Source organism: Kribbella steppae (assembly GCF_004342025.1).
Classification (GTDB): domain Bacteria; phylum Actinomycetota; class Actinomycetes; order Propionibacteriales; family Kribbellaceae; genus Kribbella; species Kribbella steppae.
Window position 1 is genome coordinate 1 of record NZ_SLWN01000031.1, and the last position, 26,219, is coordinate 26,219.

Consider the following 26,219-nt stretch of genomic DNA (forward strand, 5'->3'; position numbering starts at 1 on the left):
TCCTTGGACGCCGCCGTCCTCGCCGCCCGGATCGAGTCGACCTTCAGCCTGCTGGCCTCGTCGTAGTCTGACCCCGACCGGCCCCTCGTCCGGCCGGTGGTTTCAGAGTCGGTCAAAGTTAGTCAAATGTTGGACAAGGCTTGTGGGGGTGGGTGGCGGGCCTTGCATGCGGTGAGTCACAGGAGTTGGGTGATGAGTCCGTAATCGTCGTGGGCTTCGGGGGCGGTAAGGACGCGCCCGGGTGGCCAGATGGCGGCCGGTCTCGCCTACGCCATGGGTCCCTCCTGTGCGGTACTCATCCGCTGACCCCACCAGCGTGCGCCGCGGATCCCTCGCGTGGAAGGCTCATTTGCTGATGGCAGGCGGCATGGTGCGGTAGAGAGCCGGCCGGTCCACCAGCTCAGCCAGTCGAGCTTTGTCATGCCGATCGCGCCGGCGAGTACGAGACGCAACTCCGACCTGCTTGCCGACAGCAACTTGCTCCACCCGTTCCCGGCAAACACAACAGGCGACAGCGCCGCGCGAAGGTACGACCCTTCTCACTTGTGGTCGGTACTCATGGCGGTTCGCGATGAGTCGCGCGAATGTGCGGGCTTGAGTTGCTGCAGTCGGTGCGGCCACAGGCCTATGGCTCAACGCTTTAAGGGGGGGCCAGGCGCCGGGTTGCAGTGACAGCTGACAAAAGTGTCAAAGTATTGACGCAGATGTCAGCTGTGTCTACGTTGGTGTTCTCAGAGGAAGCGAGGGCGCCATGGCTTATGTCATCGGGGTGGATGTCGGTGGGACGTTCACGGATGCGGTGTTGGATGACGATGCGGGGACGGTTGTCGCGGCCAAGGCGCCGTCGACGCCGGATGACTACTCGCGCGGGGTCATGGAGGCGCTGGCCGGACTGGCCGAGCAGTTGGCCGAACCGGTGGGGGAGATGCTCGGCAAGACGCATCACGTCGCGCACGGTACGACGTCGTCGCTGAACGCGCTGGTGACGCGCAACGTGCCGCCGGTCGGTTTCCTCACGACGGTCGGGCACCGCGACTCGATCTTCATCATGAACGTCGAGGGCCGCTACCTCGGGTCGTCACCGGACGAGTTGCAGAACGTGCTCGGCCAGAGCAAGAACCACGGTCTGATCCCGAAGCGGCACGCGCTGGAGGTGGTCGAGCGGATCGACCGGGACGGCAACGTCGTCGTACCGCTCGACGAGGACTCCGTGCGGACAGCGGTGAACAGCCTGCTCGCGGACGGGATTCGCTCGATCGCGGTGTCGCTGTTGTGGTCGTTCAAGAATCCGGTGCACGAGCGGCGGATCCGGGAGCTGATCCACGCGGTCGATCCCGGCGTGTTCGTCGCCTTGAGCTCGGAGGTGAGTCCGCGAATTCGCGAGTTCGCCCGGAACGCGACGACGATCATGAGTTCCCAGATCGGTCCGGGTCTGGGCGAGTACCTGGGTGTTCTCGAGGGCCGGCTGCGTGAGCAGGGGCTCGTCGGTCCGCTGCTGGTGATGCAGAGCAACGGCGGTGCGATCGCCGCGAGTGAGGCGCCGTCGACCGCGATCAGCACGGTCGGCTCGGTACTCACCGGTGGTGTCGTCGGTGCTGTGTCGCTGGGCCGGCAGCTTGCCCACCGCAACATCATCACCACCGACGTCGGCGGTACGACGTTCCTGGTGGGGCTGGTCGTGGACGGCGAACCGGTTCGGGCCAGCACCACCATCATCAATCACCATCCCGTCAACGTGCCGACGCTGGAGGTCCACGCGATCGGCTCGGGCGGCGGCGCGATCGCCTGGATCGATGACGGTGGCAACTTGCAGGTCGGGCCACGCAGTGCTCAGTCGGTTCCAGGCCCGGCCTGCTACGACACGGGAGGCACCGAGCCCACCAACACCGACGCCAATCTGGTGCTCGGCATCCTCCCGGAGTCCGGGCTCCTGGGTGGTCGCAAGGCGCTCAACGTCAAAGCGGCCCGGCGGGCGATCCGCGAGCGGATCGCCGGTCCGCTCGGCCTCAGCGTCGAGGATGCCGCGGCGGCGATCTACGCGATCCAGAACGCCCAGACCGGCGACCTGTTGCGCAAAACAGTCGTCGAGGCGGGTCATGACCCGAGGTCGTTCGTGCTGTACGCGTTCGGTGGTGCTGGTCCGGCGTACTGCGCGTCGTACGCCGCCGAGGTCGGTGTGCGGGAGGTTGTCGTACCACTGGGTCCGGTCGCGTCGGCGTTCTCCGCTTACGGCCTGGCGTCGTCGGACATCGTGCTGGCATCGGAGCTGTCCGATCCCGGGCCGATGCCGTTCGATCCGGTCCGGGCCGCGGACAACTTCGCCGTACTCGAGGAGCAGGTGCGGTCCGCCCTGGATCGTCAGGGGCTGAGTTACGAGCGGATCGAGTGCGTGCGGTCGCTGGATCTGCGCTACACCGCGCAGTTGGCCGAGGTGTCGGTGGAGGTCCCGAACGGGCCGCTCGACGCGACCACGATTGCCGACACAGTCGCGGCGTTCGAGAAGCGGTACGCCGAGTTGTACGGCGAAGGCACCGGCTTCAGCGCGGCCGGGATCCAGGCGATCACCTTCCGCGTCCGGGGGACCGGCGTCCTGCCGTTCTCGCCCACGTTGCCGAAGCTCGCCGATGCCGAAGGATCCGATCCGTCCGCGGCGTCGCACTCGACCAGGAAGGTCTGTCTCGATGCCCGGGTCGGGTACGTCGAGACACCGATCTACGACTATCTCGCGCTGAAGGCGGGCCACGTCATCACCGGTCCCGCCGTGATCGAAGTGCCCACCACGACTGTCGTCGTACCGCCGGAGATGACCGGGGTGGTCGACCACCTCGGCAACCTGACGATCGACACCCAGAAGAGGTCCTGACCATGGCGATGCAGATTCCCGGTTCGGAGTACTTCTCCAGCCGTCCCGTCGACCCGGCGGTGCTCGCCTCCACGTTGTCCGCGTCCCTGCCGGTACACAGCGTGACGCAGGAGCAGATCGACAACCTCGATCCATTGACCTACGAGGTGATCCGGCACCGTCTGTGGTCCGTCACCGAGGAGATGGGCGAGGCGCTGAAGCGGATGTCCGGCTCGCCGATCGTCACGGATGCGAACGACTTCGACTTCGCGATCTGCGACGAGCTCGGCCAGGAGGTGCAGGTCGGTCTCTACAACACAATGCTCGTCGGTGCCGTTGACCTGGCGATCTACTGGACTCTGCAGCACCGGGCAGACAACCCCGGTATTCGCGAGGGCGACATGTTCCTCTGCAACGACCCGTGGGTCGGCGGCGGGCTGCACCAGAGCGACGTTATCGTGTTCCAGCCGGTCTTCCACGAGGGCAAGCTGTTCGCCTGGACCAGTGCGATCTGCCACGAGCCGGACCTCGGCGGTGTCGGGCTGGGCTCGTTCTCCCCGGCCGCGGAGGACGTCTTCGCCGAGGCGCTGCCGACGCCACCGATCAAGGTGGTGCGCGACTTCGCGCTCCAGAACGACGTCGCCGATGCCTGGGTACGACGGTCGCGCGTGCCGATGCTGGTGAACCTGGATCTCCGCGCGAAGGTCGGCTCGAACTCGGTCGGCCGCAAGCGGCTGGTCGAGGTCATCGAGCAGTACGGCGCCGACACGGTCAAGGCGGTCATGAAGCGGATGATGGCCGACGCCGAGAGCCGGCTGCGGCGCAAGCTGACCGCATTGCCCGACGGGACCTGGCGCGCGACCGGGTACCAGGACCAGTCGCACGAGGGCGACCGCGGCGTCCACAAGATCACCGTCGCGATGACCAAGACCGCGGACCACCTGACCTTCGACTTCCACGGCACCGATCCGCAAAGCGGCGTCATCAATTGCACCTTCGCCGGCATGCGTGGTGGCGTGATGCTCGCGTTGCTGCCGATCCTGGCGCACGACATCCCCTGGTCGGCGGGCGGGCTGATGCGCTGCTTCGACCTGGTCGCGGAGGAAGGGACCATCAACAACGCGACCTTCCCTGCAGCCGTCAGTCGTGGTCCGATCGGCCCGGCCTGGCTCACGGGGACGTTGGTCGCGGAGTGCCTGTCACAGTTGCTCGATCAGTCGGTGGACCTCGGCAAGAGCGTCCAGGCTGCCTGCTGCGGTACCTGGGACACGGCGGTCGTGGCCGGGCTCGACGAACGTGGCGAGTTCCCGATGCCGTTCCTCAATGTGATGATGGAGCCGATGGCCGGCGGATTTGGTGCCCGGCCGCAGGCGGACGGCATGGATACGGGCGGCCTGTTCTGCATTCCGATGGGGCGCATCCCCGACGTCGAGATGACGGAGTTCCTCTATCCACTGCTCACGCTGTGGCGGCGCGAGGAGCCCGACTCAGGCGGACCCGGGCGGCAGCGTGGCGGTGTCAGTGCATCGGTCGCGGTGACGCTCTACGGGTCCAACAATCCAGCCGGCCTGGTGCTCGCCTCTGCCGGCAAGGCGGTCTCGCAGAACAACGGGCTCGCCGGTGGCTATCCCGGCAACACGGGTCTCGACGCAGTTGCGCGGGGTGCCGACGTACACGCGCTTCTCAAGCAGGGCAAGGTCCCTCAGTCGCTGGACGACTTCGGCGATGGTGTTGAACTCGGCAACTGTTATGCACAGTCCTATCTCGCGCCGGGTGAGGTGCTGTATCTGAGCTGGCAGGGCGGTGGCGGGTACGGCGATCCGTTGCATCGCGACCCTGCTGCGGTGGCTGACGACATACGAGAGCAGAAGGTCTCACCAGAGGCCGCGCTTCAGGTGTACGGCGTTGTCCTCCGGGATGGTGTGGTCGACGGCGAGGAGACCGCCGTACTGCGCCATCGGTTGCGGGACCAGCGACGTCAGCGTTCCCTTGCGCCTGAGACGGACGGTGCTCCGCGGATCGCTCTGGAGAGTGCGCGACGGCTGGACGACAACTTGGTCGTCGCGGGCAACGAGGTTGGCTGCGCGCACTGCGGTCACCAGCTCGCCGACCTCAGCACCGGCACGCAGCTTCAGCTCGCGGTCTTCGAGGGACCGTCGAGCGAGGCTGGTCCGCAGATCACCTCCGAGCCGTCGACGTACGTAGACGACGAAGTCGTGTTCCGGCAGCTCTGCTGCCCGGGGTGCTGGACGGCTGTCTACTCCGCGGTCGTGCCGAAGGATCACGCGGACCACGTATCCGACGTCGGCCGGTTCGCACTCGCGGGCAGGCCGCAGTGAAGCTCCGTTCCGTGGATGTGCTGGGCGGTGGGCCGGGCGGTCTGTACGTCGCCCGCCTGCTCAAGCTTCGACATCCCGACAGCCGTGTGCGGGTCTTCGAGCAGTCGGAGCCCGCCAGTACCTTCGGTTTCGGTGTCGGTCTTGCAACTCGCACGCAGCGGAACCTGGACGCGGCAGACCCGGACACCTTCGCGGCGATCGTCGCGAATTCGTGGTCGCACGAGATGTCGATGGCGGTCGGCGGCCGGCAGGTGAGTCTGGCTCTGGACAATCTGATCGCGATCGGCCGGTCGACGTTGCTCGACGTATTGCGCGGTCATGCGGCCGATGCCGGCGTCGAATTCAGCTACAACTCGCGGGCTTCTGCGGACGAGCTCGATGCCGATCTTGTGATCGCCGCCGATGGTGTCAGTAGCGGGACTCGGGATGCACGCGCTGAGGTGTTCGGCGCTCGGGTCGACGTACACAAAGGCCTTTATCTTTGGGCCGGGGCAGACGTTGCGCTGCCGAGGGCGGTGTTCACTCCGGTGCGGACCGAGTACGGGACCTTTGTCGCGCACGCCTACCCCTATGCGAGTGATCGGAGCACGTTCCTGATCGAGACCGACGAGGAGACGTGGCGCCGGGCCGGCTTCGACGTGACCACCGAGCGGCTGCCGTTCGATGCGAGCGACGAGGATGCGCTCGAGTACCTCGGCGAGGCCTTTGCCGAGCATCTGCACGGGCATCGGCTGATCGGGAACCGGACACGGTGGCTCCGGTTCCGCACGGTCAGCTGCGAACGTTGGCACGACGGTAACGTCGTTCTGCTCGGCGACGCGGCCCACACCGCGCACTACTCGATCGGGTCCGGCACCAAGCTCGCGATGGAAGGCGGCATCGCGCTGGCCGCCGCGCTCGCCGACGCAAGCGACCTCGAGGAGGCGCTGGCGGAGTACGAGCAAGTGCGGCGGCCAGCCGTCGAACATCTCCAGGAGACGGCGGCCCGGAGTATGAGCTGGTGGGACTCGTTCCCGACGCGGCTCGACCTGCCGGTGGAGCAACTTCTCGTCTCGTACGTGACTCGGGCGGGGAAGGTCTCTGTCGACCGATTCGCTACGTCGGCAGCGAGCGTCGTACGGATGGCTCTGGCTCAGTACGGGCGGTGCGAGGTGTCGGAGGTCGATGACGGCAACCGCAGTGAGTGGGTGTTGCGGCAACCCTTTGGTACGGCCTTCGGGTCGCGTCGCGTGCGGGCTTCGGACATCGCCGGTCTGCGTTCGGTGCACGTGACGTTGAGCGATCCGTGGGGGTCCGCCGCCGATACTCTCGTGAAGGAGATCGGGGCCGACGAGACCCTGTCCGGCGTACTGCTGAGCACTGCTGCTGATACTGGTTCTGTGCTGACCATGTTCGACCTGGCGGAGCGGATCCGGCGCGAAGCGGGCACGCTGGTCGTGGCCCGACTCGACGCGAGTGCGACCGACCTCGCCGTCGGCGCTCTCGTCACCGAGCGCGTCGACCTGGTCGATCTGGGCGCTGCCTAATGATCACGGACGAGCTTGTGCCGCCGTTCCGGCCGGAGTTGGCCGAGCGCTACCGGGAAGCCGGGCTGTGGGGGGATCGTTCGATCGCTCGAGAGTTCACCGCGGTCGCGCAGCGGCATTCGGACGGGATTGCTGTCGTGGCCGAGCAGGGGAGTTTGACGTACGCCGAGCTCGACGAGCGGACCGATCGGATCGGTGCAGGTCTGCTCGATCTCGGTCTTCAGCCGGGAGACCGGGTGATCTTCCAGGTGACCAACCGGTTGGAGACCGTGGTCGCGTGGTACGCCTGCCTCAAAGCCGCTCTCCTACCTGTTGCCACGCTCGCCGCTCACCGGGCGCACGAGATCGCCGAGATCAGCCGGCAGTGTTCGGCGACCGCTCACCTCGTCGAAGCCGGCCTGCCGTTCGACCTGGTTGCCTTCGCCCAGGACATCGCCACGGACCACCCAACGCTGCGCCACATCATCACCCTGGGCGCCGAGGCTTCATCGCTCGAGATGCTCGGTGCCGACCTGAGCGAAGCGGCGATTCGCGCCCGGATCGACGAGGCGCAAAACAGCACCGGGCCGGATGATCTGGCGGCGCTCCAGCTTTCCGGCGGCACGACCGGCGTACCGAAGCTCATCCCGCGCCGGCATGCGGAGTACTGGTACAACGCCGCGGCCTACGCTCGTCGGCTCGGCTGGACGAAGGAGACCAAGGTCGGTCACCTGATCCCGGTCATCCACAACGCCGGCATCACCTGCGCGATCCACGCCGCCCACAGCTGCGGAGCCACTCTCGTCCTCGGCGCCCCGGACGCTGCCGCCTCAGCAGCTCTGCTGGCCCGCGCCGGCGTCGACTCCGCGCTGATCGGACACGGCCATTTCGGCGCTCTCCTGCAGCCCGGCTTTCTCGATCAACTGCCGGCCTTGCGGCAGGTTCTCCTGTCCGGCACGAAGGTCCCGGAGACGTTGTTCGACGAGCTCGAGGGGCGCGGGATCTGGTCGGGACAGCTGTTCGGCATGGGCGAGGGCCTGTTCGTCATGAGCCGGCTCGACGATCCGCGCGAGGCACGGCTGCGGACCGTCGGCACTCCGCTGAGCGAGTACGACGAGGTGCGCATCCTGCTCCCGGGCACCGAGGTCGAGGCGCCGTACGGCGAGGTCGGCGAGCTGTGCTGCCGCGGTCCGTACACGATCCCCGGGTACTACGCGGCGGGGGAACGTAACGCGCTCGCCTTCACCCCGGACGGGTTCTACCGCACCGGCGATCTCGCTCGCTGGGGGACGTACAACGGCAGGGCGCAGCTGCTGATCGAGGGGCGTATCAAGGACGTGATCAACCGTGGCGGCGAGAAGATCAATGCCGAGGAGATCGAATTGCTGCTGCTCAGGCACCCCGACATCCGGCAGGCGGCCGTCGTCGCGATGCCCGATGCCCGGCTGGGTGAGCGGTCGTGCGCGTATGTCGTCGCCCGCGTGGCCGTCGACCTTCCCACCGTCCAGCGGTACCTGGACTCACTCGGCGTCGCGAAGTTCAAGTGGCCCGAACGGGTCGAGCAGCTGGACGACCTGCCGCGGACGAACGTCGGCAAGATCGACAAGCCGCGCCTCCGCGACCGTGTCGCCGCGGCTCTGAGCGCCGGGGCCGGCGGTTAGAGTCGGCCCATGACGTCAGGGAAGAAGGCGGTCGATGCCGACGAGCGGGTGCGGAGCAGTACCCGTCGTGATCTCGTCGAGGGTCAGATCATTGCCGAGGCGACCCGGCTCTTCGCCGAGCGGGGGTTCTCCGGAACGAGCCTGAAGGACATCGCGGACGCGACCGGGCTGACCCGGCCGGCGCTCTATCACTACGTCAAGAACAAGGACGAAATTCTGGCCAAGCTGGTCAGCGAGCTCGCCGAAGGACCGGCGCGTGCGCTGCGCGCCATCCGCGCACAGAGCGAGCTCGGGGCCGCCCAGAAGCTGCGCGAGATCGCCCACGCGATCGCACTGCAACAGGCTGGCGAACCGGCCAAGTTCCAGCTGCTGATCCGCTCCGAGGCGGACCTCCCCGAGGAACTCGTCGGGCCGTACAACCAGAGCCGCCGCGACGTCCTCAACGAGATCGTCGCCGTGATCGAGGCCGGCGTCGCCTCCGGCGAGTTCCGCCCGGTCGACGCCCGGATCGCCGCGCTCGCGGTCATCGGCCAATGCAACTGGGTCGCCTGGTGGCACCACCCCGGCACGCCTGAGGAGAACAACCGGGTCGCCACCACCATCGCCGACCTGGCTGTCGCTTCCGTCCTGTCTTCCGATGACGCCGACCCGGGCGTAGACCCGCGGACCCGGGCGATCGAACGCCTCAAGCAGGACGTTCAGCACCTCGAGAAGATCCTGACCGACGATCAGGTGTGAGCCTTCAGCCAGCTCTCGATCCGCTGGGCGGCCAAGGACGTGCCGGTCGCGGCGCCCTTCGTGACCGGGCCGCCGAAGTGGGTGCCGGCGGCGGACTGCACGGTCAGGTCCGAGGCGGCCAGTGCGGCGCTCATCGCGGTGATGTCAGCCGGGTACGACGCTTGGTCGCCCGTGAACTCCAGGAGCAGCGTCGGGACGGTCACGCCGGGAGCGCAGTCGATGAAGGTGGCGTTGGTGGACAGGGCCGACCAGGTGGAGAGCCAGGCCTCGGCGGTCGACAGGCGGCCGAAGCCGACCAGGCCGTAGTTGGTCAGATCGGGACGCCGACCGAACAGTGAGCCGTACGGGCGATCGTTGGGATCCAGCGAGAGATCGACGTTGCGCAGATCCGCGTCGGTGCGGAAGACGGTCATCACCCGCGGGGCGATTGCGCGGCGACGATCGACCGCGTCACCGCCGGACTTGAAGGCGCGATTCGCCTGCTGGGCGTCCGACACGTACTCGCGAGCCTGCGCGTCCAGGCGTCGTACCCGGTCCTCTTGAGCGGCCCGGTAGCGAGTGATGAAGGCTTCGTCGTAGCTGCTCGACTGGGGTGCGGGGCGGAATCCGTTGCCGGGGTTGAACGGGTCGAGATCCGGATCGACGGAGAGCGGATCGGATTCGTCGACCACGGACGGGTCGATCAGTCGCTGCAGGAGGGCGCCTTGGCCGGGATGCGGAGCGAGGAAGATGCACCCGTCGGGAAGCGGTATCGCGGTGTCGGCCAACGGAACCGGTCGGCCGGACGGCGTTGTCGCGAGACGTTGATCGGGAGGTAGAGCGGCCTGCTGGCAGTAGAACGCGGCGAGGGTTCCACCGCCGGAGTGACCGAGCGAGTAGACGCCAAAGCCGTTGTCACGCAGGAAAACGTGACCGGCGGCGAAGTCGATGATCGCCTGCTCGTGCAGCAGGTTGAGGTCGTTGTTCGGCGACCGGGAGCCCTGAGTCCATACGCCGTACCCCATGGTCAGCAGGTACGGAACCAGCGGGTGGTGCGTGACGTCCTGCCGCGGATGCATGATCGTGACGACTGTCGTCGCTCCTCGCGGCACGCGCAGGACGCCGGTGACCTTGGCATCGTCGCTGGTGCTGAGCTCGTGCACACTGGTCGCGACACCGTCAGGGCCCTCGATGGTGGACGAGTAGCGCCCGGACCCCAGTTGCGTCGCCGTCATCGCGGGTCCACTCGCAGCGCGTCCTTGTCCCACTGGACGATCCGGCCACCGGCCAACCCGGCGACACAGCTGTACCAGACCGCGTGACGACAGCCGGTGGCACGACGGTCGATGACGATCGGGCCGTCGTACTCGATGACGAAGTACGGACCGAGCTTGTCCACCTGGACGCCGTCGGACTCGCCGGCGACTCTTGCCACGGACGTGTTCTCAGGTACGTCGAGAACGTACAGCCGGCTCACACGCGCACCTCCCAGGAGGGGGCACGTTCCACGATCAGCTCGGCCTTGCGGGTCAGCAGGTCGTCCATCGTGTGCCCTTCGCGCTGCGCGATGTCGACGAGCGCGTCGATGGTGAGGTTGGCGTCCAGGTCCTCCTGCGGAGTCACCGGACGCAGTGCCCGGGTGATTTCGACCATGTAGCCGTTCGGGTCGTGGGTGTAGATCGACTCGATCGTCTCGTGCTGGATCTGCATCTCGACCGGCCATTCGCTCAGGTCGAGCCGGCGACGGTACTCCGTCAAGGCGTCCTCGGAGTCCACATGGATCGCCAGGTGACGCGATCTCACGAACCAGTCCGGCGTACTGTCGTCGAACCGCGCGTAGACATCACCCTTTCCGTCCGACGAGCGCCGCGGCAGCCCGAAGTAGTAGAAGAACGCGATCCGGTCGTCGTTGCCGATGTCGAAGAAGAAGTGAATGAAGTCCGGGTGGTCGTCCGGACCCCAGCCGGCCGCACAGATCGAGTGCACGACGGGGAAGCCGAGGACGTCGCGGTAGAACCGGACGGTCCCGACCGGATCGAAGGTAGGGAAGGCAGCGTGGTCGACACCGCGGGCGAGGTGGCGTCCGGCGAGATCGTTCATCGGGATAGTCCTCCTTCGCGGCGGAGCAGCGAACCCGCTCCAGGAATGTCGATCGGCGATCCGGCGGCCCTGAGGACGCTGTAGGCGCCCGCCGTCGCGGCCGAGAGCACCGGAACCCCGAACTCCTGTTCGGCGGATTCGACCAGCGGCAACGAAGGCATCTGCACACAGGCCGAGATCACCAGCGCGTCCGCGCGAGCCAACTCCAGCGAGCGGGCGGCGGCCATCACCTGGTCGCCCGGGATGCAGCCGACCTGACGGTTGTCCTCGACCTCCAGCGCTCGCCAGTCCACGACCTCGAAACCCTCCGCCTCGAGGTACATCACGACCTGCTCGGCGAGTGGCTTCAGGTACGGCGTGACGATCGCGATCCGCTGAGCCGGAACAGCCCGAAGGGCCTCGACCAACGCACCGGCACTCGACCTCACCTTCGTCCTGGACCCTCCGGTGGCGAGCTGCTCGGCAATCAACCCTTCGACGCGCTGGTGCTCACCAGGACCAACGGACATCAACGCGACGAGGCACGCGTAGAGCAGCACATCCGGATCGGCGTCCCCGAGCTCCAGCACGCACCGCTCCCGCTGCGCGTTCATCGCGGCCAGCTGCGCCGGCGACACCTTGGCCATCCGCATCCGGCTGGCATGGAAGGAGAACGTCGCCCCCGAATGCCGGCCGAGCAGCACCGGCAGCTCCGTCTCGACAGTGACATTCGAACTGGGCACAACAAGCCCGACACGTACGTGACTCATCCAGATCCTCTCGCCTCCTTCCAGGATTCGACGGATCCGACGAAAAGTCAACACCAGCGTCAATAGCTTTCGGGAGGTCATCCCCGCGAGAGGCCGACTGTGTCGTGGGACTCCTGAAGCCAGCTCTTGAGCTCGTCGTCGAGGTCGGCGATGTGTCGGACGCGGACGAAGTGGCCACGCCACCGTGGACCGTAGTCGGCCGTTTCACGATTCGCGGGTTGTCGAGCCATCTGTGCAGTGCGAAGGCCGGCCAGGACCTGTCTTGCGTGGTTACAGCCCGGCGAACCGGACCGGGCGACGGCCACGAGCCGTGACATCTGCGGGATCACCTGGACGTCGCCGGGGCTGGCGAGGATGTCGACGTGCGCTCTGGCCGCCTCGAATACGCCGGGGCGAGCGCCGGCGAATAGTTCGTCCAGGGTGCCTCGGCCGCACGAGGAATGGCACGAGCTGACGATCTGGCACGACGCCTCGGGTGCGATTATCGACTGATGGAGCTGTGTCAATCGACGAACTGGCCGATGGCCTGCTGGCCAAGGCGGCGTCCAACGAGAGTGGGCGCAGTTCGGTCACGGTGTACAGCAGGCCAGGCGCGCGCCTCCGGCAGACGCTCATCGCGCTCGCCGCGGGGCAGGTGATGGGCGAGTACAAGAGTCCCGGCGATGCCTCAGTGCTCTGCCTGCGAGGTCGTGTTGTGCTCCGCGCGGGCGATGCCGAGCGCGAGCTCGGCCCAGGTGACCTGCTCGCGGTTCCGCCGCAGCGTCACGACATTCGAGCCCTGGAACTGTCCGTCCTCCTCCTGACAGTCGCACTGCACTGATCCCAGTCCCGATAGTGAACCGAGGCAACGGTCGGCGCCGTCGCGGTCTTGTTCTGGGCCTAGGCCTTCGGGCGTTCGGGTTCAGGCGGTGTGGAGGGCCCGCAACTCCGCAGTGCTAGGGATGTCGCGGGCGGGAATCCATCGCCGTTCGGTGAATGCTGCGTATCAGCCAGGTAGACAGATCAGCCGGAGGGCGGCGGCTGGCGCAATGTAGCTGTGATGGTGCCTAGATCAGCCGCGCCCCGCACCCTTCAATCCCGCAACACCCGGCACCTGGCGGCTCAGTTGGCTGCGGTGTGGCGGCGGCCGATCAGTGCGAGCGCGCCGAGGAGGGCCGGGATCGTGATGGCGACAGGGAGTGCGCCGTGCATGTCGAGGGTTTCGCGGCGTGACACGGTGACGTGGACGGGCGGTCCGGCGACGAGCGCGCCGGTCTTCGGGATCAGTACGACGTATACGGCGAAGCGGCCGGGATTGACCGCCTGGAATTCCCAGTCCACTGAGGTTTCCCCGGTCGGCACTGGTCGGGTGACGTCCTGCGACCAGTCCTCGAGGTCGACGTACACCCCGTCGAGGCTGACAACGTTCAGATGTGCGATCGCCGGCCCGGACACGACCGACTCCACCGTCAGGGTCTGCCCGATGACGGCGCTGAGGTCGTCCTGGTTCATGGTGATTGTCGGATCGGCGAGCAGTACGGCGGCCAGCAGGCTCAAGGTGGTCATCGCAACCCCGCGGTCAGTCGGACGAGTCGTGGGCCGGCCACGATCAGGATTGTCGCGACGGTCAGTGCGACAACAACCGGAGAGGCCAGGTAGCTGAGATCGTGGGTCCAGCCGCGCCGGCTCACGAGGATCTGAGAGATGTAGTGCACCGCGGATCCGATCGGGTTGGCCCGGGTGATCAGGTCGCCGACTCCGGTCTTCGGTAGCGCCGGTAGCTGGGTCGGCGCGAACAGCACGAGAAGCAGCAGTAGCCCGCTGGCAAGGCTGGCCTTGTTCGAGTTCGTGACGGCGCTGATGAGTAGGCCGAGCCCGCCGACGCCGGTGGCAACCAGTGTGCCGACGGTCAGGGCCAGGAGTGCGGCCTGCATGGCGCCGGCTCCGCCGCGGCCGAGCACCCACAGGTAGGGGAGCGTGACGACAAGGCAGGCCAACCACATCGAAGACGCGGCAGCGAGCTTGCCGACGATGATGGCGCGCCGTGACACCGGAGTGAGCAGGAGGCCCTCGAGGGTCCCGCGTTCGCGTTCACCACTGATCGCGTCCGCGCTGACGACGACCGTGAGCAGGACCCCCACAGCCAGCCCGACGTTGAGCGTGAGGTTGACGGCCTCGCGCTGCTCGAGGAAGTTCATCGCGCGGTTGGTCGCTGCCAAGTAGGTCATCGCGCTGAGCAGAACGCTGAATCCGAACACCAGCACCGGCCCGCGCCCGCCAATCCACAGGTCCCGGCTCTCTTGTCCGGCAACAATCTCCCAGCGGTTCCTAGTCATGTCTGTCCTCCTCGGTGAGGCGGAAGAACGCGTCACTCAAACTGTGCGCTCCAGCCACGACCTCGTGGATCGGTCCGGCCGCGCGAAGCGTGCCGTGGTCGAGGATGAGAACGGTGCTGCAGACCTGCTCCACCTCGGTCAGTGTGTGCGTCGACAGCAGCACCGTCGCATCTCGCCTGATCTCGCCGATGGTGGCCAGGATCTCGCGCTGGCCGGCCGGGTCCAGGCCGAGCGTGGGCTCGTCGAGGAACACGACCACGGGATCGTTGACCAACGCTCGCGCGATGCCGAGCCGTTGCTTCATCCCCCGGCTGTACGTCGAGATCCGCTCACCCGCGCGACCGCCGAGACCGACGTCGTTGAGCAACCGATCTGACACGTCGCGTGCAGCCTGTCGACCGTGGCCGAACAGGCGTGCCGCGTAACGGAGGTACTCACCGCCTGTCTGCCTGGGCGGGTAGCCTGCGTTCTCGGGCAGGACGCCGATGCGTTGCCTGATCCGATGCGGTTGGTCGCCCGGGACGCCGGCCACGGAGAAGGTTCCGCCGGTCGGTTCGAGGATCGTGGTGAGCATGCGGATCGTGGTCGTCTTCCCGGCGCCGTTGGGCCCGAGCAAGCCGATCACCTCGCCGGCGTCAGCGGTGAAGGTGAGTTCCTCGAGGGCGTTGCGCGCGCCGTACCGCTTGCTGAGTCCGATCGCCTCGATGGTTGCCATGCAGCTGACGCTAGGTCCGTGGTGCTGAACGCTTGCTGAACGGTGCATTCAGCGCGGATTCAGCGAGAATGGTGGAGGATCGGCTGGAGGTGGCTGATGCGGGCATTGGTGGTGGAGGACGAGCCGCGGCTTGCGACCGGCCTGCGGAACGGTCTGGAGGCCGAGGGGTACGCCGTCGACGTCGCACTGACCGGGACGGACGGGTTGTGGTTCGCGCGCGAGCACGAGTACGACGTCGTCCTGCTCGATCTCATGCTGCCGGAGATCGACGGCTTCGAGATCTGCGCGACCCTGCGCGCGGAGCGGGTGTGGACGCCGATTTTGATGCTCACGGCAAGGGAGGCCGACACCGACCAGGTCCGGGCGCTCGACACCGGCGCGGACGACTACCTCACCAAGCCGTTCTCGTACGTCGTCCTGATCGCACGGCTGAGGGCGTTGGTACGACGGGGTGGGGCGGAACGGCCGGCCGTGTTGGAAGCCGGCGAACTGCGGCTGGATCCGGCCACGCACCGCGCCTGGCGTGGCGAGGTCGAGCTTGTGCTGACGGCGCGGGAGCTGTCGCTGCTGGAGTTCCTGATCCGCCGGCGCGGTCAGGTGGTGTCGAAACGAACCATCCTCGATCACGTCTGGGACTACGACTTCGACGGAGACCCGAACATTGTCGAGGTCTACATCCGCCGCCTCCGCACGAAGGTCGGCGAACAGAACATCAGCACGCTTCGCGGTGCAGGTTATCGATTGGCGACGGCATGCGAATCCGGGTGACGTTGGCCGCAGTACTGGTTGTCGGATTCGCCCTGGTGACTGGCGCCTTCATCCTCGTAGCTCTGCTCGGGTCAGTGCTCACCGCCCAGGTCTGCACCGAAGCCCGTGAGCGTGCGTCACAGCTATCCGATACCCCGGCTGTGCGAGTGTCATCGACCCGTGGTGAGCTCGTGCAGCTGATCGACCGGTCCGGTGGCGTGGTGGGCGCCTCAGATAGTGGCAAGCTCGCTTCGCCCGGCAGCGACTGCGTCAAGGTCGAACCGCCTGGATACACCGAGGACTTCGTGTTCGCGGCGGCCTCCGTACAGTCGGGTGGTCAGGTCATTGTCGGCCGGCCGCTGGTCGACGTACTGGACTCGACGCGGTTCGTGAGCCGGGTGCTGGTGGTCGGTGTACCGGTGATGATGCTGGTCGTCGGCGTGGTGACGTGGCTGGTCACCGGGCGGGTGCTTGCGCCGGTGAGCGCGATCCGACGTGAGGTGGACGAGATCTCCGCAACCGCGCTGCATCGGCGCGTGCCCGCCGTACGCAAGGACGAGATCGGGCGGCTGGCGAACACGATGAATCGGATGCTCGACCGCCTTCAGCGTTCGCAGGAGATCAGGCAACGGTTCGTCTCGGACGCGTCGCACGAGTTGCGGTCCCCGATAGCGGCGATCCGCCAGCATGCCGAGGTCGCGCAGGTGCACCCGGACAGCACGACCGTCGACGAGTTGGCCACGACGGTTCTTGCCGAAGACCTGCGCATGCAGCATCTCGTTGATGACCTGCTGGTGCTGGCGCGTTCTGATGAGGAAAGCACCGAACCCCCGTGTACGCCGGTCGACCTCGACGACTTGGTCTTTGCCGAGGCCGGGAGGTTGCACTCGGCAACAGATCTCAGAATCGACACATCGGCGGTCTCTGCCGGCCAGGTGCGGGGAGATGCGACCGCGCTGGCCCGGATGATTCACAACCTCGCTGACAACGCAGCCCGTCATGCGCACAGCTGGATAGCCTTCGGCCTTGGCGAGTCGGACGGCTCCGTCGTGCTCACCGTCTCTGATGATGGCCCCGGCATCGCGGTGGAAGACCGGGCCCGGGTCTTCGACCGGTTCGTCCGCCTGAACCCGGCCCGCTCCCGCGGCACCGGCGGATCCGGGCTCGGCCTGTCGATCGTGGCCGAAGTCATCCACCGCCACCACGGCACCGTTCGGATTGACGGTGGCGCGACCTTCGAAGTCCGCCTGCCCCGCGCCGACATCGAAGCCTGACTGCCTGGGACCCGAGGTCGTTCTGTAATCCGCCCGTACCCAACATCGCGTCCACACCATGCATGCACGCAGATCGATTACGCGGTGCGAGCACCGATAGTCGCCACTGAGCGTGTCCGGCCCTGCGTCGTGGGTCCTGGACAGCCAGCGACCGCTCTCCACAGCCCCTCATGGCCGCAGCCTCCGACAAGCCCCGTCCACAGGCTCGCGGTCCTTGAGTTTGATCGGGCAGTGCAGCCGCCGATGTGAGGAGGAGGGGCGGGATTGACGATCTCCAGCATGGCTAGTGGCGGCCGGGTGGTGCTGGCCTTGTCCGGGGATGCCGATTTGGGAACCGTCTGGCAACTGCGGGACCTCGCCAACGAGTTCATCGCCACAGGCCACGTGGACCTCGTTATTGACCTCAATGGCGTGGAGTTCATTGATTCCAGCGGCATCGGGGTGCTGATCCGCACCCAGGCCCGCGCTCGCCGCGCCGGCGGGTCACTGCGGGTGGTGCGTGCCCGGCCGCGCACCCTGCGACTGTTCGAACTCACCGGTCTGACCAGCGCATTCGACATCCATCCCGATACCGCCGCAGCACTCCGCACCGCGCCGCCGCGGTCGGCAGCGCTATGCCCCCGGTGCGCCGGATTATGTTCACCGCGAACGCGCTGCCGGTGATCGGCCCGGTCAACCATGCTGTGGTCGGGGATGTGATCGTGGCCTGTTACGAGGACACGGCCGTGCTGTCAGCGGTGGGACTAGTCGTCGTGGACGAGGTCGATGAGATCGTGGACACCACCGTCACTGCCAGCGGCTCGCGACCGTCCGGACCTGACTCAGCGCAGCCATCTGACCGCGCAGCGTCCATCGCATGATCCCAGGCGGCGGTCAGGGCGATCAGGTTTCGAACGACGACCGAGGCGGTAAGACAATCAGGCGCGGGCGCGCTTGCCGCTGTCGCGGACTGTTTGCAGCCCGCTCGCATGGCGTCACCTTGGGTGGCGTCGGGTCAGCCGGGCTGCCGAGGTCAGGCGCCGCGACTGGCCGGAGACGCGAGGTCCCGCAGCGCGGTGGCGAAGGAGACATCCCATGAACGACGCATCACACAGCATGGTTCGGCTGCAAGACGCCGACCTGACCTTGGCTGATCCGGCCGATGACCTGCGTGGCAGGAGAGTTGCGGATCGCAACGGTAGCGAGGTCGGTGTTGTCGGCGATGTGATCATCGACGCAGCGGAACGACGGGCGCGGTTTCTCGAGATCGATGCGGGTGGCAACCCGGGACTGTCGCGGATCAAGCAGTTGGTGCCCGTTGACACGATCACCCGAATCGACGATGACGTTGTGCACATCTCGCCGGACTGGATGATGGTTGCCGGAGGCCACGGATACGACCCGAGCGCCGTACTGGACCGTACGTACTACGCCGCCGTCTACGGGTACTACAACTGTCCACCCTTCTGGTGGCCCAGTCACCACGACCCGGAGCCCGGCGCTGACGACGAGTAGTTGTACCAATGGCTGATCGTGCGCGAGTTCGACAGGGGACATCGTGGCGGCATGACGTCGAGACGGACCGCGAGACGCTCCGGGCGTTGGCTGACGAGGGGAATGAGAAGGCCCTAGACCGGCTTGCGGACCTGGCTGGCGAGCGTGGGGATCTCGAGGAGCTGAGCGAGTTGCTCGATGAAGGCTGTGAGTGCGGGGGAGTTGCTGACCAGTCGGGCCGCGGCCAACGTGACCTCCTGGAGCTGCAGCGAATCGCCGACGCCGACTTCGCGGAGGCCGGCGACGTACTCGACACTACTGCTCGACATCCCGGCTGACGAAGCGAACTGAGACTGGCGGCTCGTGCATGAGCCGTTGACGCCGCGGCTTGGTCCGACAGTCAGCCCTGGCTGATCGACACGAGGGTTGGCAGGGCCTCGGTGCCTGCGTCGGGCTCGTCGTCGGGGATGCGGAAGCGGAGCCGGCAGGCGACGGCATGTTCTTGCGCAGGGCGTGGGCGAGCATCGCTCCGCGCTGGTTCTGGAGAAGGCGCTGCCACAGATGGTCTGGTTCGACCTCTGGGATCAGGACGAAGACGGTGTCGCTCTTGGTGTTGTTGACGTAGTTGACGATCGGGTCGGTGAGATTGCGGCGTTCGTCGTACAGGGCGACCAGTGGGATCTGGGGTTTCCACCAGTGCCGGACCATGCCTGACTGGGACAGGGTGAAGCCGACGAAGACGCCGATGGCGACAGGGGAGGGGACGCCGATGGTGTGAACCTGACCGGCCTGCTCCGCGTTCCCGACGGCGACGGCCGCCGGTTCATCGCGGAACAGACCGGCCAGGATCACGGTCAGGATGGCGATCACGAAGATCGCGGTGGGGACGATGAACAGCCGCGCTGTGGGCGATTCCGCGCAGGTTTACCGCTGTGACGAGCAGCAGTGCGCCGAAGCGCGAGCCAGACCCGGTGGTCGTACAGCGCAGGCACGGCCGACGTCAGGGCCGCGACACCGGCCGAGAAGTCTGGGTTCGAAGGGATTATGGCTCCGCCAGTCGACTCTCTTGACGCGATTTCGCACCACGATTGATCCCACGGCGCCGGACAAGCAGCGACGATGGTGTCCATGACCCGCCCCAACAGTTCGTCGAAGCGACGCCGCGATCGATCAGGGTCTACGCTGTGGCACGCGGTCACCGCGAGATCTTCTGTAGTCCACACAACTCCGGATCATCAAACGGTGGCCGCGCTGTGCCCGGGACCACCACGCCGCCAGATCACGAACCACGGCTGGAGGACCAGGCCGAATCAGGCACGATCCCCCGGAGAATTGAGCACTACTACTCAGCCCGCGCCGGCGTCTGCGCGCGCAGACTGAGCTGAAGCCGTGCTGCGTGCGCCAAGGGGGCAGGTCTGGGGTGCACCACGGGATCATGGCCGGTCGCCACCGCCGGTCCCTGGAGCGTCATCGACAGGGGAGGAGCGCAGTCGGCATGACTGTGCGGGCCAAGCAAGCAAAGATGTTCGTCGTCGCGGTCGTACTCGCCGTCGCGGCAACAGGTGGTTGTGGCGGGCAACGACCCGGGGGCGGGTCTGCGTCGCCTTCGGCAACGGTGCCGCCTGATCTGGTCAAGATGCGCGGAACGGCTGCCGACGACGCCGGGTCGTACGAGTTGATCGTGGACGGAAACAGGCGGTTCCGGCAGACGTTACTCACTGGACCAGACGCCGGCGCATACGTCGTGTGGGACGGCAAGGTGTTGCTCTCCTACGACCCGCAGAGCGATCCGAAGTACCAGCGGCAGGAGAACTTGAGCAAGGACGAACTCCCCGGAGCCACGTTCTTCTATCGGCCCGGCACGAAGGAGTTCGCCGAGCTGTGTCCCGCAGCGAGGCGGCTGGGCACCGCGACAGTTTTCGGCCGGACAGTGGTGCGCTATCACTGCGACAAGGTGGTGCCGGCTGAGGACTCGCCGGCGGAGCCGGTGGACGCGCGAGAGATTGCTCTGGATGAGCAGACCGGTCTGGTCCTTGCGAGTGGTGGTCCGGACAAACTGACCGAGGTGACGTTCGGCCCAGTGATCGCGCCCGACACATTTTCGACGAAGATGCCACCTGGCGGCGACAGTTCGACAGCCGACGGTGGTCCGTCCGGACCGGGGCCGGTAAAGACCGAGGCCCGGCTCCGCCAGATCGCGACCGCCACGTCGACACCGATCTACTACCTCGGCGCCGAATTCCACGGATTGCCGCTGGAGGACGCGATCATCTTCACCGGGGGCACTGAGGCGCAGGGTGATACCTCCCTCGACCCCGGCCAGTCATTGAGCGTCGGCTACGGATCCCATTGCAGCGAAGGCACGTGCAGCTCACGTATCGAGGTCGGCGCCGAGGAAATCCCACTTGCCCAGAATATTGTCGGGTGCTCGCGACTGGCCCCGATTCACGGCGTACCAACCGTCTCTCTCGCTGGTGACTCGGTCGTCCTCTTCACGGGCCCGCTCGCGATCCGCATCGGTACGACGCCCGGCGACGTCGAACTGGCCGCGCAGGCCGCGAAAGAACTGCGCCGGGTTGGTGAGTCGGCCGCGGCAGGGACGTTGCCACCTCCGCCGGCGTCGAAACTCAAGCTCATCGACGCCGCATGCGGCCGTCGCCCAGGCGAGCACGGACCGGGACTGTACGACGATCCGGCACTGAACCCCTCCGAAGGTATGCCGGCCTTCACCGTGCCGCGTCTCGGCGGCGGACAACTGCGCTGGGCCGACTACAACGGCAAACCGGTCGTCGTGGCCGCCGGCGACGTCACCGACGTCGCCGCCGCAGTCCGTCGCCTGGCCAAGCTCACCTCCGGCGGCAAGTCGCCAACCGTAATAGGCCTGACCTGGGACACCGTCGGCGACAAGGAGCATCCCGCGCCGACAGCCGAGATCCAACGGAAGGCGGGCCAACTGCCGGTGCCGGTCGGCTACCCGGCCACTGAGCCCGCTGTATGGCTCAGCGACGCCGCGGGCATCGATCCGAGCCAGTCCGGAGTGATCGGATTCCTCGACAGCAAAGGCATACCGTCGACCCTCCTGCCGCCCGACGCCTCCGACGCCGAGATCCGCACCGCGCTCCGGCAACTTCACTAGTCACATCGCACCATCGTTCGCCGGGACGCTGGAACCGCGTGCTGGAGCCTCCATCGACGTCGCCACCGACAGGAGCAGTGCCCTGGCCGAGCGGGAGACCCCGGATGGCAGCATTCTTGGCGGCGTTGGCGGATCGGACGCCCGCTGGACAGAGCTCCACCTCAAGTTGGACAGTGGTGGGTCGCAACCGAGCCGATGCAAAGCCGACACTGGGCATCTGCTCGCGACGAGTTCGCGCCAGGAGTAGTCCCACGCGGAACGGAACGTCCAAGGTGGTTCAGGCAGAACAGCCCCCGATGCGATGACTCGAACCGTTCAGCTGCGCGAGCGATCGGCAGGCCGTCGTCGACGACAAGACGCGCGAGCCGTAAGCGGGCGCGCGGGGTCAATGCAGCGTTAGCGTGGGACACGAAGACCTCCCTGGTCGTGGCGCGGTTCCCTAGACAGCTCCACTCCACGCCGGGAGGTCTTCACCCATCAAGAACATTCACCTCGTGTCGTCACACGATCTCAACCAACGTGCCTGGTCAGTACAACTGATAGTAGGCGGGTCATCGGCGGGAGAGCTTGAAACGCGCCTGCTGTGCGTAATGACGCGGGCCTGGGTTTCGCAGCTATCAAAGGGCCGAGGCGATATGCGAGTCGGAGTCGCTCCGGTTGATCGCTGGGTTGGGGGCGAATGTCCCCAGTGTCAGCGGCTCCGACTTCGAGATCCCGAGAGGGGAACGCATCTCCGTCTGCGCAGTCAACCCGCCCCGGGATCTCGACGTGAGCACGCACGTCACCGGCATTGCGGGACGAAGAAGAGCTAGGGGTGGCTGTGCCGCTCCGGTCTAACCGAGGCCGAGAATGACTAGCGTGCCGGCACCAATGACGCCCGCCCCGGCCAGGAGCCCTGTCTTGCCCAACTTGGCGCCGTCCAGAGGCGGAATGGGGAGCAGAGTCGACGCCGACATGATCAGCGCTGTGATTGCCATCGACTTCGTGAGCGGGACCGCGAACCATACAGTCTCGAGCAGCAGGACGCCGGTGACGGCGGCGAGGGTGACTGGCGCGGCAGCATGGATCTGGTTATTGCTCCGGTCGGTGCTGATGACAGGCAGCTGGGCCCATGGGGAACCGGCTGCAGTCGCCGCTATTCCGAGGACCATGCCCGGCGGCCAGCTCTCCTGGCTTACTGCGCTGCTGGTGAGGTTGGCGGCTAGGATGCGCGAACGAATGGCGGCGGCGGCCAACGCGGCAATCGCAAGGCCGGCGACTGCGAGCCCCCACAATCCGGTCCAGCCTTGGCGGACCATTGTCGTCAGGAAGAGGACGAGGGTGAGGCCGAGCGCCCATTTCGGGGCGCGGAGGCGATTCACGAGAGGCAGTCTCCGCAGGGCTTGTGTAATGGTGTCGACCCAGTGGCTGGCTACGTCTTGGGTTTCCTTGCTTGTTGAGCGAGCCACCCCCACGGCCAGCAGCAGGAGAGCCAGTAGCCCGGTAGAAGCGGCAGGCGCGAAGCGTTCGAGCTCGGCGAAGCTCCACCGGGGCGGTAGGGGTTTCGATAGGTCGAGGTCGGTTCGGTAGATGTTCGAGTCGATGGTTAGTTCGTGCTTGCGCTCCGCGAGCTCTGGGTCGAGCTCGATTGCGCGAGCGAACGCGCCCTGCGAGTGGAGGATGTAGCGAGGTCCCATGTCCGCGTATACGACGCCGAGGTTAAACCAGGCCAACGCGTAGTCCGCCTTCGCGTACACCGCTTGGCGCAGCGCGGCAACGGCGTCATCGTCGCGGCCCTCGAGCGCGAGTTGTACACCTAGGTCGTTGGCTGCCGGGAAGGCGCCTGGGTCGCTCTCGAGGGCTCGGCGGTTGTAGTCGATTGCTGCGTCTCGTTGTCCGGCCCGATCCGCTATGAAGCCGGCGGTCATGAGAAATGCCGGGTTCATCGGGTCGACTTGGAGGGCTCGGACAATGGAGGTGTTTGCTTCGGACACACGACCGGCGGCGAGCTCGGCCACCGCCTGGTTGGCATAGAGCCGTTCAGGTCGATGACCGATGAGCTGGAAGTCCGCCTGCTCGATCACCTTCAGCATCTCCCCGGCGGCTTGGTAGGACTCCAGCGCCGTTGCAAGGCCACCGGTATCACGCTCGGTGTCGGCCAGCAGCGTCCGAGCGTGGTAGGCAACGGCGGCAAACTCGTCGGACACGCTATAGCCCTTATCCTTCTCCACTACCTGCTTTTGATAGGCAGCGCCCCGCTCGGCGCTCCCTGCGACACGATCGAGAAGCAGAAGTCCTTCTTCCCGCCGACCGGCGCGGATGAGCGCAGCGGCCGCGGCCAGGTCAGCTTGGTAAACACCGAGGTCATCGTCCCACTGAGCTTGGCGTATTCGCCGACCTGCCGCTCTGAACGCCGCAGCTGAGGCGTCATACCTGCCCTGTAGGTAGCGGACTTCTCCAAGTCTGAGCATGGGGAGCTGTGCGCTTGCGGGCGCTGTGGCGAGCCAGTCCTCGATGACATTGGAGGCGCGGTCCAGGTCGCCAGCCCAGCGCCACATATTCTGGCGGCGATCGTAGACATCGTCGACGAGGCCTGGGCGGAGCTCGTCAACATCCTGACCGGCCTCGAGCAGGATCAGGTCGCGCGGCGTGCTGCCATCGGCCGCCACCGACCCAGCCTCGAACGCAAACGTGGCCCAGCACCGCCGCCCGCGGCGGACGTCCTTAAACCTCAAATCCTTCGGCAACCCCACGAGTGCCTCTTTGGCGTTCTTGGCGAGTATGGCGTCGCGTCGCCATTCCCACTCAGGGCAGCTCGCCATTGTTCCGACGTAGCCGCTGTCCTCCCGGTAGATCGGGATGTAGGACACGTCGTCTACGACCGCGCCGCCACCGCCTTCAAAGGGTTGCAGCGTGGCTTCGAATGGATCGAACCTCTCGAGGCCGACTGAGACCGCGGGGATGGCCAGGTCGTCGCCCTCGAAGCTGACTCCGCTTGCTGGCGTCGCGAGCAGACCTCGGCCCTGGGGATAGGCGACTGTGCCCAGGTCTGAAAGGTGTCGAGCAGTGTGTTGGGCAGACTTGAAGTCGTGAGCCGCTTCCTCGGCGTGGATCAGCAGTTCCATGCGGAAGCCAGGGGTTGCGGTGGCGGTGGCGTGACGTAGCAGGTGGGCTGCGGCGCTAGGCTCTCCGAGCCCTAGCAGGGCCCGTGCGAGACCGGCTTCGATCTCCGCTGATCCTGAGCCGCTGCTGGCCCGCCCGTAGAGCTGGAAGGCGAGGCGGAACTGATGTCGTGCGGCGAACGGCTGCCTAGCCGCAATGCGCTCCCCTTCCCGGACGTGAGCGTCTGCGGCGCCGGCTAGCGCATCGGGTGAGTCGGGGTATTGCTCGACGAGAGTGTCAAATGTCGCCAACGCCTCCTTGGCATGTACGACCTCGGGAACGGGAATGTCTGGTACATCAATCTGCTGTGCACGAAGCGACTGGAACTGCCCGAGTATCCAGCCAGGGGTGGGATCATTGGGACAGGCTTCCATCGCCCGTTCAGCTTCTGCCCGCACAATCTTGTCTCGCGGAAGGTCTTCTGCCGCAAGGAGTAACAGCAGGTTGAGCCGGGCATCGCAATCTCTGGCCGAACTGGCGCGGTACAGGACGGCAAAGGCTGCAGGACCGGCGTTCACGTACTTGCGTTCGCCTTCGGCATCTACACGCGATGCTAGGCGGATCATTGCCGCACCCAGTGCCGCTCCGTTCTTTGCAAATCCGGAAGCCGGCGCCTGGTCGAGGATCCGGGCCATTGCTGGGTAGCGATAGGGATACGTGACACCATGCGAGCCCGCAACCGTCGTCCACACGAGGCTGTCGCCCGGTTCGCGTGCACTCAACAGACGGAGTAGCCGCTGAGCGCCGCGTGCTCCCAAGGCGGCCGTGGCCAGCCTGCCGAGACTCTCGGGAGTCTGCGCGGTGATAGCCCGCGGTACGCCCGCAGGCAGTTCCTTAACGACTCCCCCCTGTGATGTCGGCTTGCCATCCGCAAGCTCCATCACGGAGTCTGGGGGTCTTGGCTGCCGTTCCGTCGCCACCCAGACCGCCGGGGCAAAGCCGAGCAGCACAACGACCGCGAGTCCGATCACGATATCCGTCAGGGTCGCGGCACGCGCCACCATCGCGACACGGGACCTGGGTCCGGTGTCCGACGACTGATTGTGCGATGAGCGCATGCCACGCCCCCCGGGAGTGTCGTTTTGCGCGCCTAACACCATGGTGCCTCAGATTCAAGGCGCTGTGGTCTTCAGGGCAGACCGGCATGGAATGCAGCCGACGTGGGCATTTGCCGTGCAGTTGGTCAGTCGTTGCATTGAAAGGAACGATCGATGCATTGCTTTCATTTGCGCGAGGCGTCGGCGAACGCCGCCAGTCATCGCGGCGGCCGGGTCACTACCCGCGTCCTATCGGCAGACGGCCCTCGTCGCCGGCGCGATCCCATCTACCGCAGAGCGGCCGCACGCGACCGACGCTCGGTTTAGGAAACCGACGCACCCCACCGACATACGCCACTCCAGACGTAACCAGGGGACTGCCCCGAGTTCAGTTGACTCGCGGGGTGGGGTGGTTCAGGCCGCGAGTGCGACCGGTTGAATTGTCTCAAATTCGATGGGTGTGAGTTT

21 protein-coding genes and 1 pseudogene are annotated in these 26,219 nt (G+C 66.5%); 11 read left to right on the forward strand and 11 right to left on the reverse strand.

Translation table 11 applies throughout. The annotated features are described in order from the left end of the window. The first annotated feature begins 751 nt into the window (after nucleotides 1-751). The 5 genes from EV652_RS43645 to EV652_RS43665 are packed head-to-tail and all read left to right on the forward strand — an operon-like array spanning nucleotide 752 to nucleotide 9,085. Nucleotides 752-2,863 (forward strand): hydantoinase/oxoprolinase family protein, encoded by a 2,112-nt coding sequence (locus tag EV652_RS43645; RefSeq protein WP_132217231.1) that lies wholly within the window; start codon nucleotides 752-754, stop codon nucleotides 2,861-2,863. A gap of 2 nt (nucleotides 2,864-2,865) precedes the next feature. Further along, a complete protein-coding gene (locus EV652_RS43650; RefSeq protein WP_132217233.1) occupies nucleotides 2,866-5,181 on the forward strand; it encodes a hydantoinase B/oxoprolinase family protein in 2,316 nt (771 codons plus the stop codon). Continuing rightward, nucleotides 5,178-6,707 carry an FAD-dependent monooxygenase gene (locus tag EV652_RS43655; protein WP_132217235.1) on the forward strand — a complete coding sequence of 510 codons (1,530 nt, stop codon included), beginning with the start codon at nucleotides 5,178-5,180 and terminating at the stop codon, nucleotides 6,705-6,707. The genes EV652_RS43650 and EV652_RS43655 overlap by 4 nt, the downstream gene beginning before the upstream one ends. Continuing rightward, nucleotides 6,707-8,347: a (2,3-dihydroxybenzoyl)adenylate synthase gene (locus EV652_RS43660; RefSeq protein ID WP_132217237.1), complete on the forward strand. Its 1,641-nt coding sequence runs from the start codon at nucleotides 6,707-6,709 to the stop codon at nucleotides 8,345-8,347. The genes EV652_RS43655 and EV652_RS43660 overlap by 1 nt, the downstream gene beginning before the upstream one ends. A gap of 9 nt (nucleotides 8,348-8,356) precedes the next feature. Further along, nucleotides 8,357-9,085, forward strand: coding sequence for a TetR/AcrR family transcriptional regulator (locus tag EV652_RS43665; RefSeq protein WP_132217239.1), 729 nt, complete (start codon nucleotides 8,357-8,359; stop codon nucleotides 9,083-9,085). On the opposite strand, the gene EV652_RS43670 is transcribed toward EV652_RS43665, so the two are convergent. Genes EV652_RS43670 through EV652_RS43685 form a run of 4 tightly spaced genes read right to left on the reverse strand, consistent with a single transcriptional unit; the run spans nucleotide 9,076 to nucleotide 11,913 of the window. Next, complete coding sequence (locus EV652_RS43670; RefSeq protein ID WP_132217241.1) at nucleotides 9,076-10,299, reverse strand: alpha/beta hydrolase; 1,224 nt, start codon at nucleotides 10,297-10,299, stop codon at nucleotides 9,076-9,078. The two genes, EV652_RS43665 and EV652_RS43670, sit on opposite strands and share 10 nt — an antisense overlap. Continuing rightward, entirely contained in the window at nucleotides 10,296-10,541 is a 246-nt protein-coding gene (locus EV652_RS43675) for a hypothetical protein (RefSeq protein WP_132217243.1), read from the reverse strand. Before EV652_RS43675 ends, EV652_RS43670 begins: the two co-directional genes overlap by 4 nt. Further along, nucleotides 10,538-11,164, reverse strand: coding sequence for a VOC family protein (locus EV652_RS43680; RefSeq protein WP_132217245.1), 627 nt, complete (start codon nucleotides 11,162-11,164; stop codon nucleotides 10,538-10,540). Before EV652_RS43680 ends, EV652_RS43675 begins: the two co-directional genes overlap by 4 nt. Further along, nucleotides 11,161-11,913 (reverse strand): maleate cis-trans isomerase family protein, encoded by a 753-nt coding sequence (locus EV652_RS43685; RefSeq protein WP_132217247.1) that lies wholly within the window; start codon nucleotides 11,911-11,913, stop codon nucleotides 11,161-11,163. Before EV652_RS43685 ends, EV652_RS43680 begins: the two co-directional genes overlap by 4 nt. Nucleotides 11,914-12,412: 499 nt before the next feature. Here EV652_RS43685 and EV652_RS43690 point away from each other — a divergent pair, with 499 nt between their 5' ends. Next, the gene (locus tag EV652_RS43690; protein WP_132217249.1) at nucleotides 12,413-12,733 is read left to right on the forward strand and encodes a cupin domain-containing protein; all 321 of its coding nucleotides are present in this window, start codon (nucleotides 12,413-12,415) and stop codon (nucleotides 12,731-12,733) included. Between the two features lie 281 nt (nucleotides 12,734-13,014). Here the strand turns inward: EV652_RS43690 and EV652_RS43695 are convergent, their stop codons facing one another. The 3 genes from EV652_RS43695 to EV652_RS43705 are packed head-to-tail and all read right to left on the reverse strand — an operon-like array spanning nucleotide 13,015 to nucleotide 14,943. Next, a complete protein-coding gene (locus tag EV652_RS43695) occupies nucleotides 13,015-13,458 on the reverse strand; it encodes a hypothetical protein (protein WP_132217251.1) in 444 nt (147 codons plus the stop codon). Beyond that, entirely contained in the window at nucleotides 13,455-14,228 is a 774-nt protein-coding gene (locus EV652_RS43700; protein WP_132217253.1) for an ABC transporter permease, read from the reverse strand. The genes EV652_RS43695 and EV652_RS43700 overlap by 4 nt, the downstream gene beginning before the upstream one ends. Further along, nucleotides 14,221-14,943, reverse strand: a complete 723-nt coding sequence (locus EV652_RS43705) for an ABC transporter ATP-binding protein (protein ID WP_132217255.1) — start codon at nucleotides 14,941-14,943, stop codon at nucleotides 14,221-14,223. The genes EV652_RS43700 and EV652_RS43705 overlap by 8 nt, the downstream gene beginning before the upstream one ends. A 96-nt stretch (nucleotides 14,944-15,039) precedes the next feature. Between EV652_RS43705 and EV652_RS43710 the strand changes: the two genes are divergently transcribed. The 4 genes from EV652_RS43710 (at nucleotide 15,040) to EV652_RS43725 (ending at nucleotide 18,458) form a co-directional block, all read left to right on the forward strand. Continuing rightward, nucleotides 15,040-15,711 (forward strand): response regulator transcription factor, encoded by a 672-nt coding sequence (locus tag EV652_RS43710; RefSeq protein WP_132217257.1) that lies wholly within the window; start codon nucleotides 15,040-15,042, stop codon nucleotides 15,709-15,711. After that, nucleotides 15,696-16,964: a sensor histidine kinase gene (locus EV652_RS43715; protein ID WP_132217259.1), complete on the forward strand. Its 1,269-nt coding sequence runs from the start codon at nucleotides 15,696-15,698 to the stop codon at nucleotides 16,962-16,964. The genes EV652_RS43710 and EV652_RS43715 overlap by 16 nt, the downstream gene beginning before the upstream one ends. Before the next feature lie 264 nt (nucleotides 16,965-17,228). Beyond that, nucleotides 17,229-17,627: an STAS domain-containing protein gene (locus EV652_RS43720; protein ID WP_132217261.1), complete on the forward strand. Its 399-nt coding sequence runs from the start codon at nucleotides 17,229-17,231 to the stop codon at nucleotides 17,625-17,627. A gap of 411 nt (nucleotides 17,628-18,038) precedes the next feature. Then, the gene (locus tag EV652_RS43725; protein WP_132217263.1) at nucleotides 18,039-18,458 is read left to right on the forward strand and encodes a PRC-barrel domain-containing protein; all 420 of its coding nucleotides are present in this window, start codon (nucleotides 18,039-18,041) and stop codon (nucleotides 18,456-18,458) included. A gap of 113 nt (nucleotides 18,459-18,571) precedes the next feature. Here EV652_RS43725 and EV652_RS44430 read toward each other — a convergent pair whose 3' ends face one another. Continuing rightward, nucleotides 18,572-18,766: a hypothetical protein gene (locus EV652_RS44430; protein ID WP_158441586.1), complete on the reverse strand. Its 195-nt coding sequence runs from the start codon at nucleotides 18,764-18,766 to the stop codon at nucleotides 18,572-18,574. Further along, complete coding sequence (locus EV652_RS44985) at nucleotides 18,753-19,307, reverse strand: hypothetical protein (RefSeq protein ID WP_199238739.1); 555 nt, start codon at nucleotides 19,305-19,307, stop codon at nucleotides 18,753-18,755. Before EV652_RS44985 ends, EV652_RS44430 begins: the two co-directional genes overlap by 14 nt. A 625-nt stretch (nucleotides 19,308-19,932) precedes the next feature. On the opposite strand from EV652_RS44985, the gene EV652_RS43740 reads away from it, so the two are divergent. Beyond that, a complete protein-coding gene (locus EV652_RS43740; RefSeq protein WP_132217267.1) occupies nucleotides 19,933-21,573 on the forward strand; it encodes a hypothetical protein in 1,641 nt (546 codons plus the stop codon). A 299-nt stretch (nucleotides 21,574-21,872) separates the two neighbouring features. On the opposite strand, the pseudogene EV652_RS43745 reads toward EV652_RS43740, so the two are convergent. Together EV652_RS43745 and EV652_RS43750 are read right to left on the reverse strand one after the other, a co-directional pair. Beyond that, nucleotides 21,873-21,983: pseudogene (locus EV652_RS43745) on the reverse strand (IS481 family transposase); the annotation flags it as partial. A gap of 423 nt (nucleotides 21,984-22,406) precedes the next feature. Next, nucleotides 22,407-25,718 carry a hypothetical protein gene (locus EV652_RS43750; protein WP_132217269.1) on the reverse strand — a complete coding sequence of 1,104 codons (3,312 nt, stop codon included), beginning with the start codon at nucleotides 25,716-25,718 and terminating at the stop codon, nucleotides 22,407-22,409. Nucleotides 25,719-26,219 lie beyond the last annotated feature (501 nt).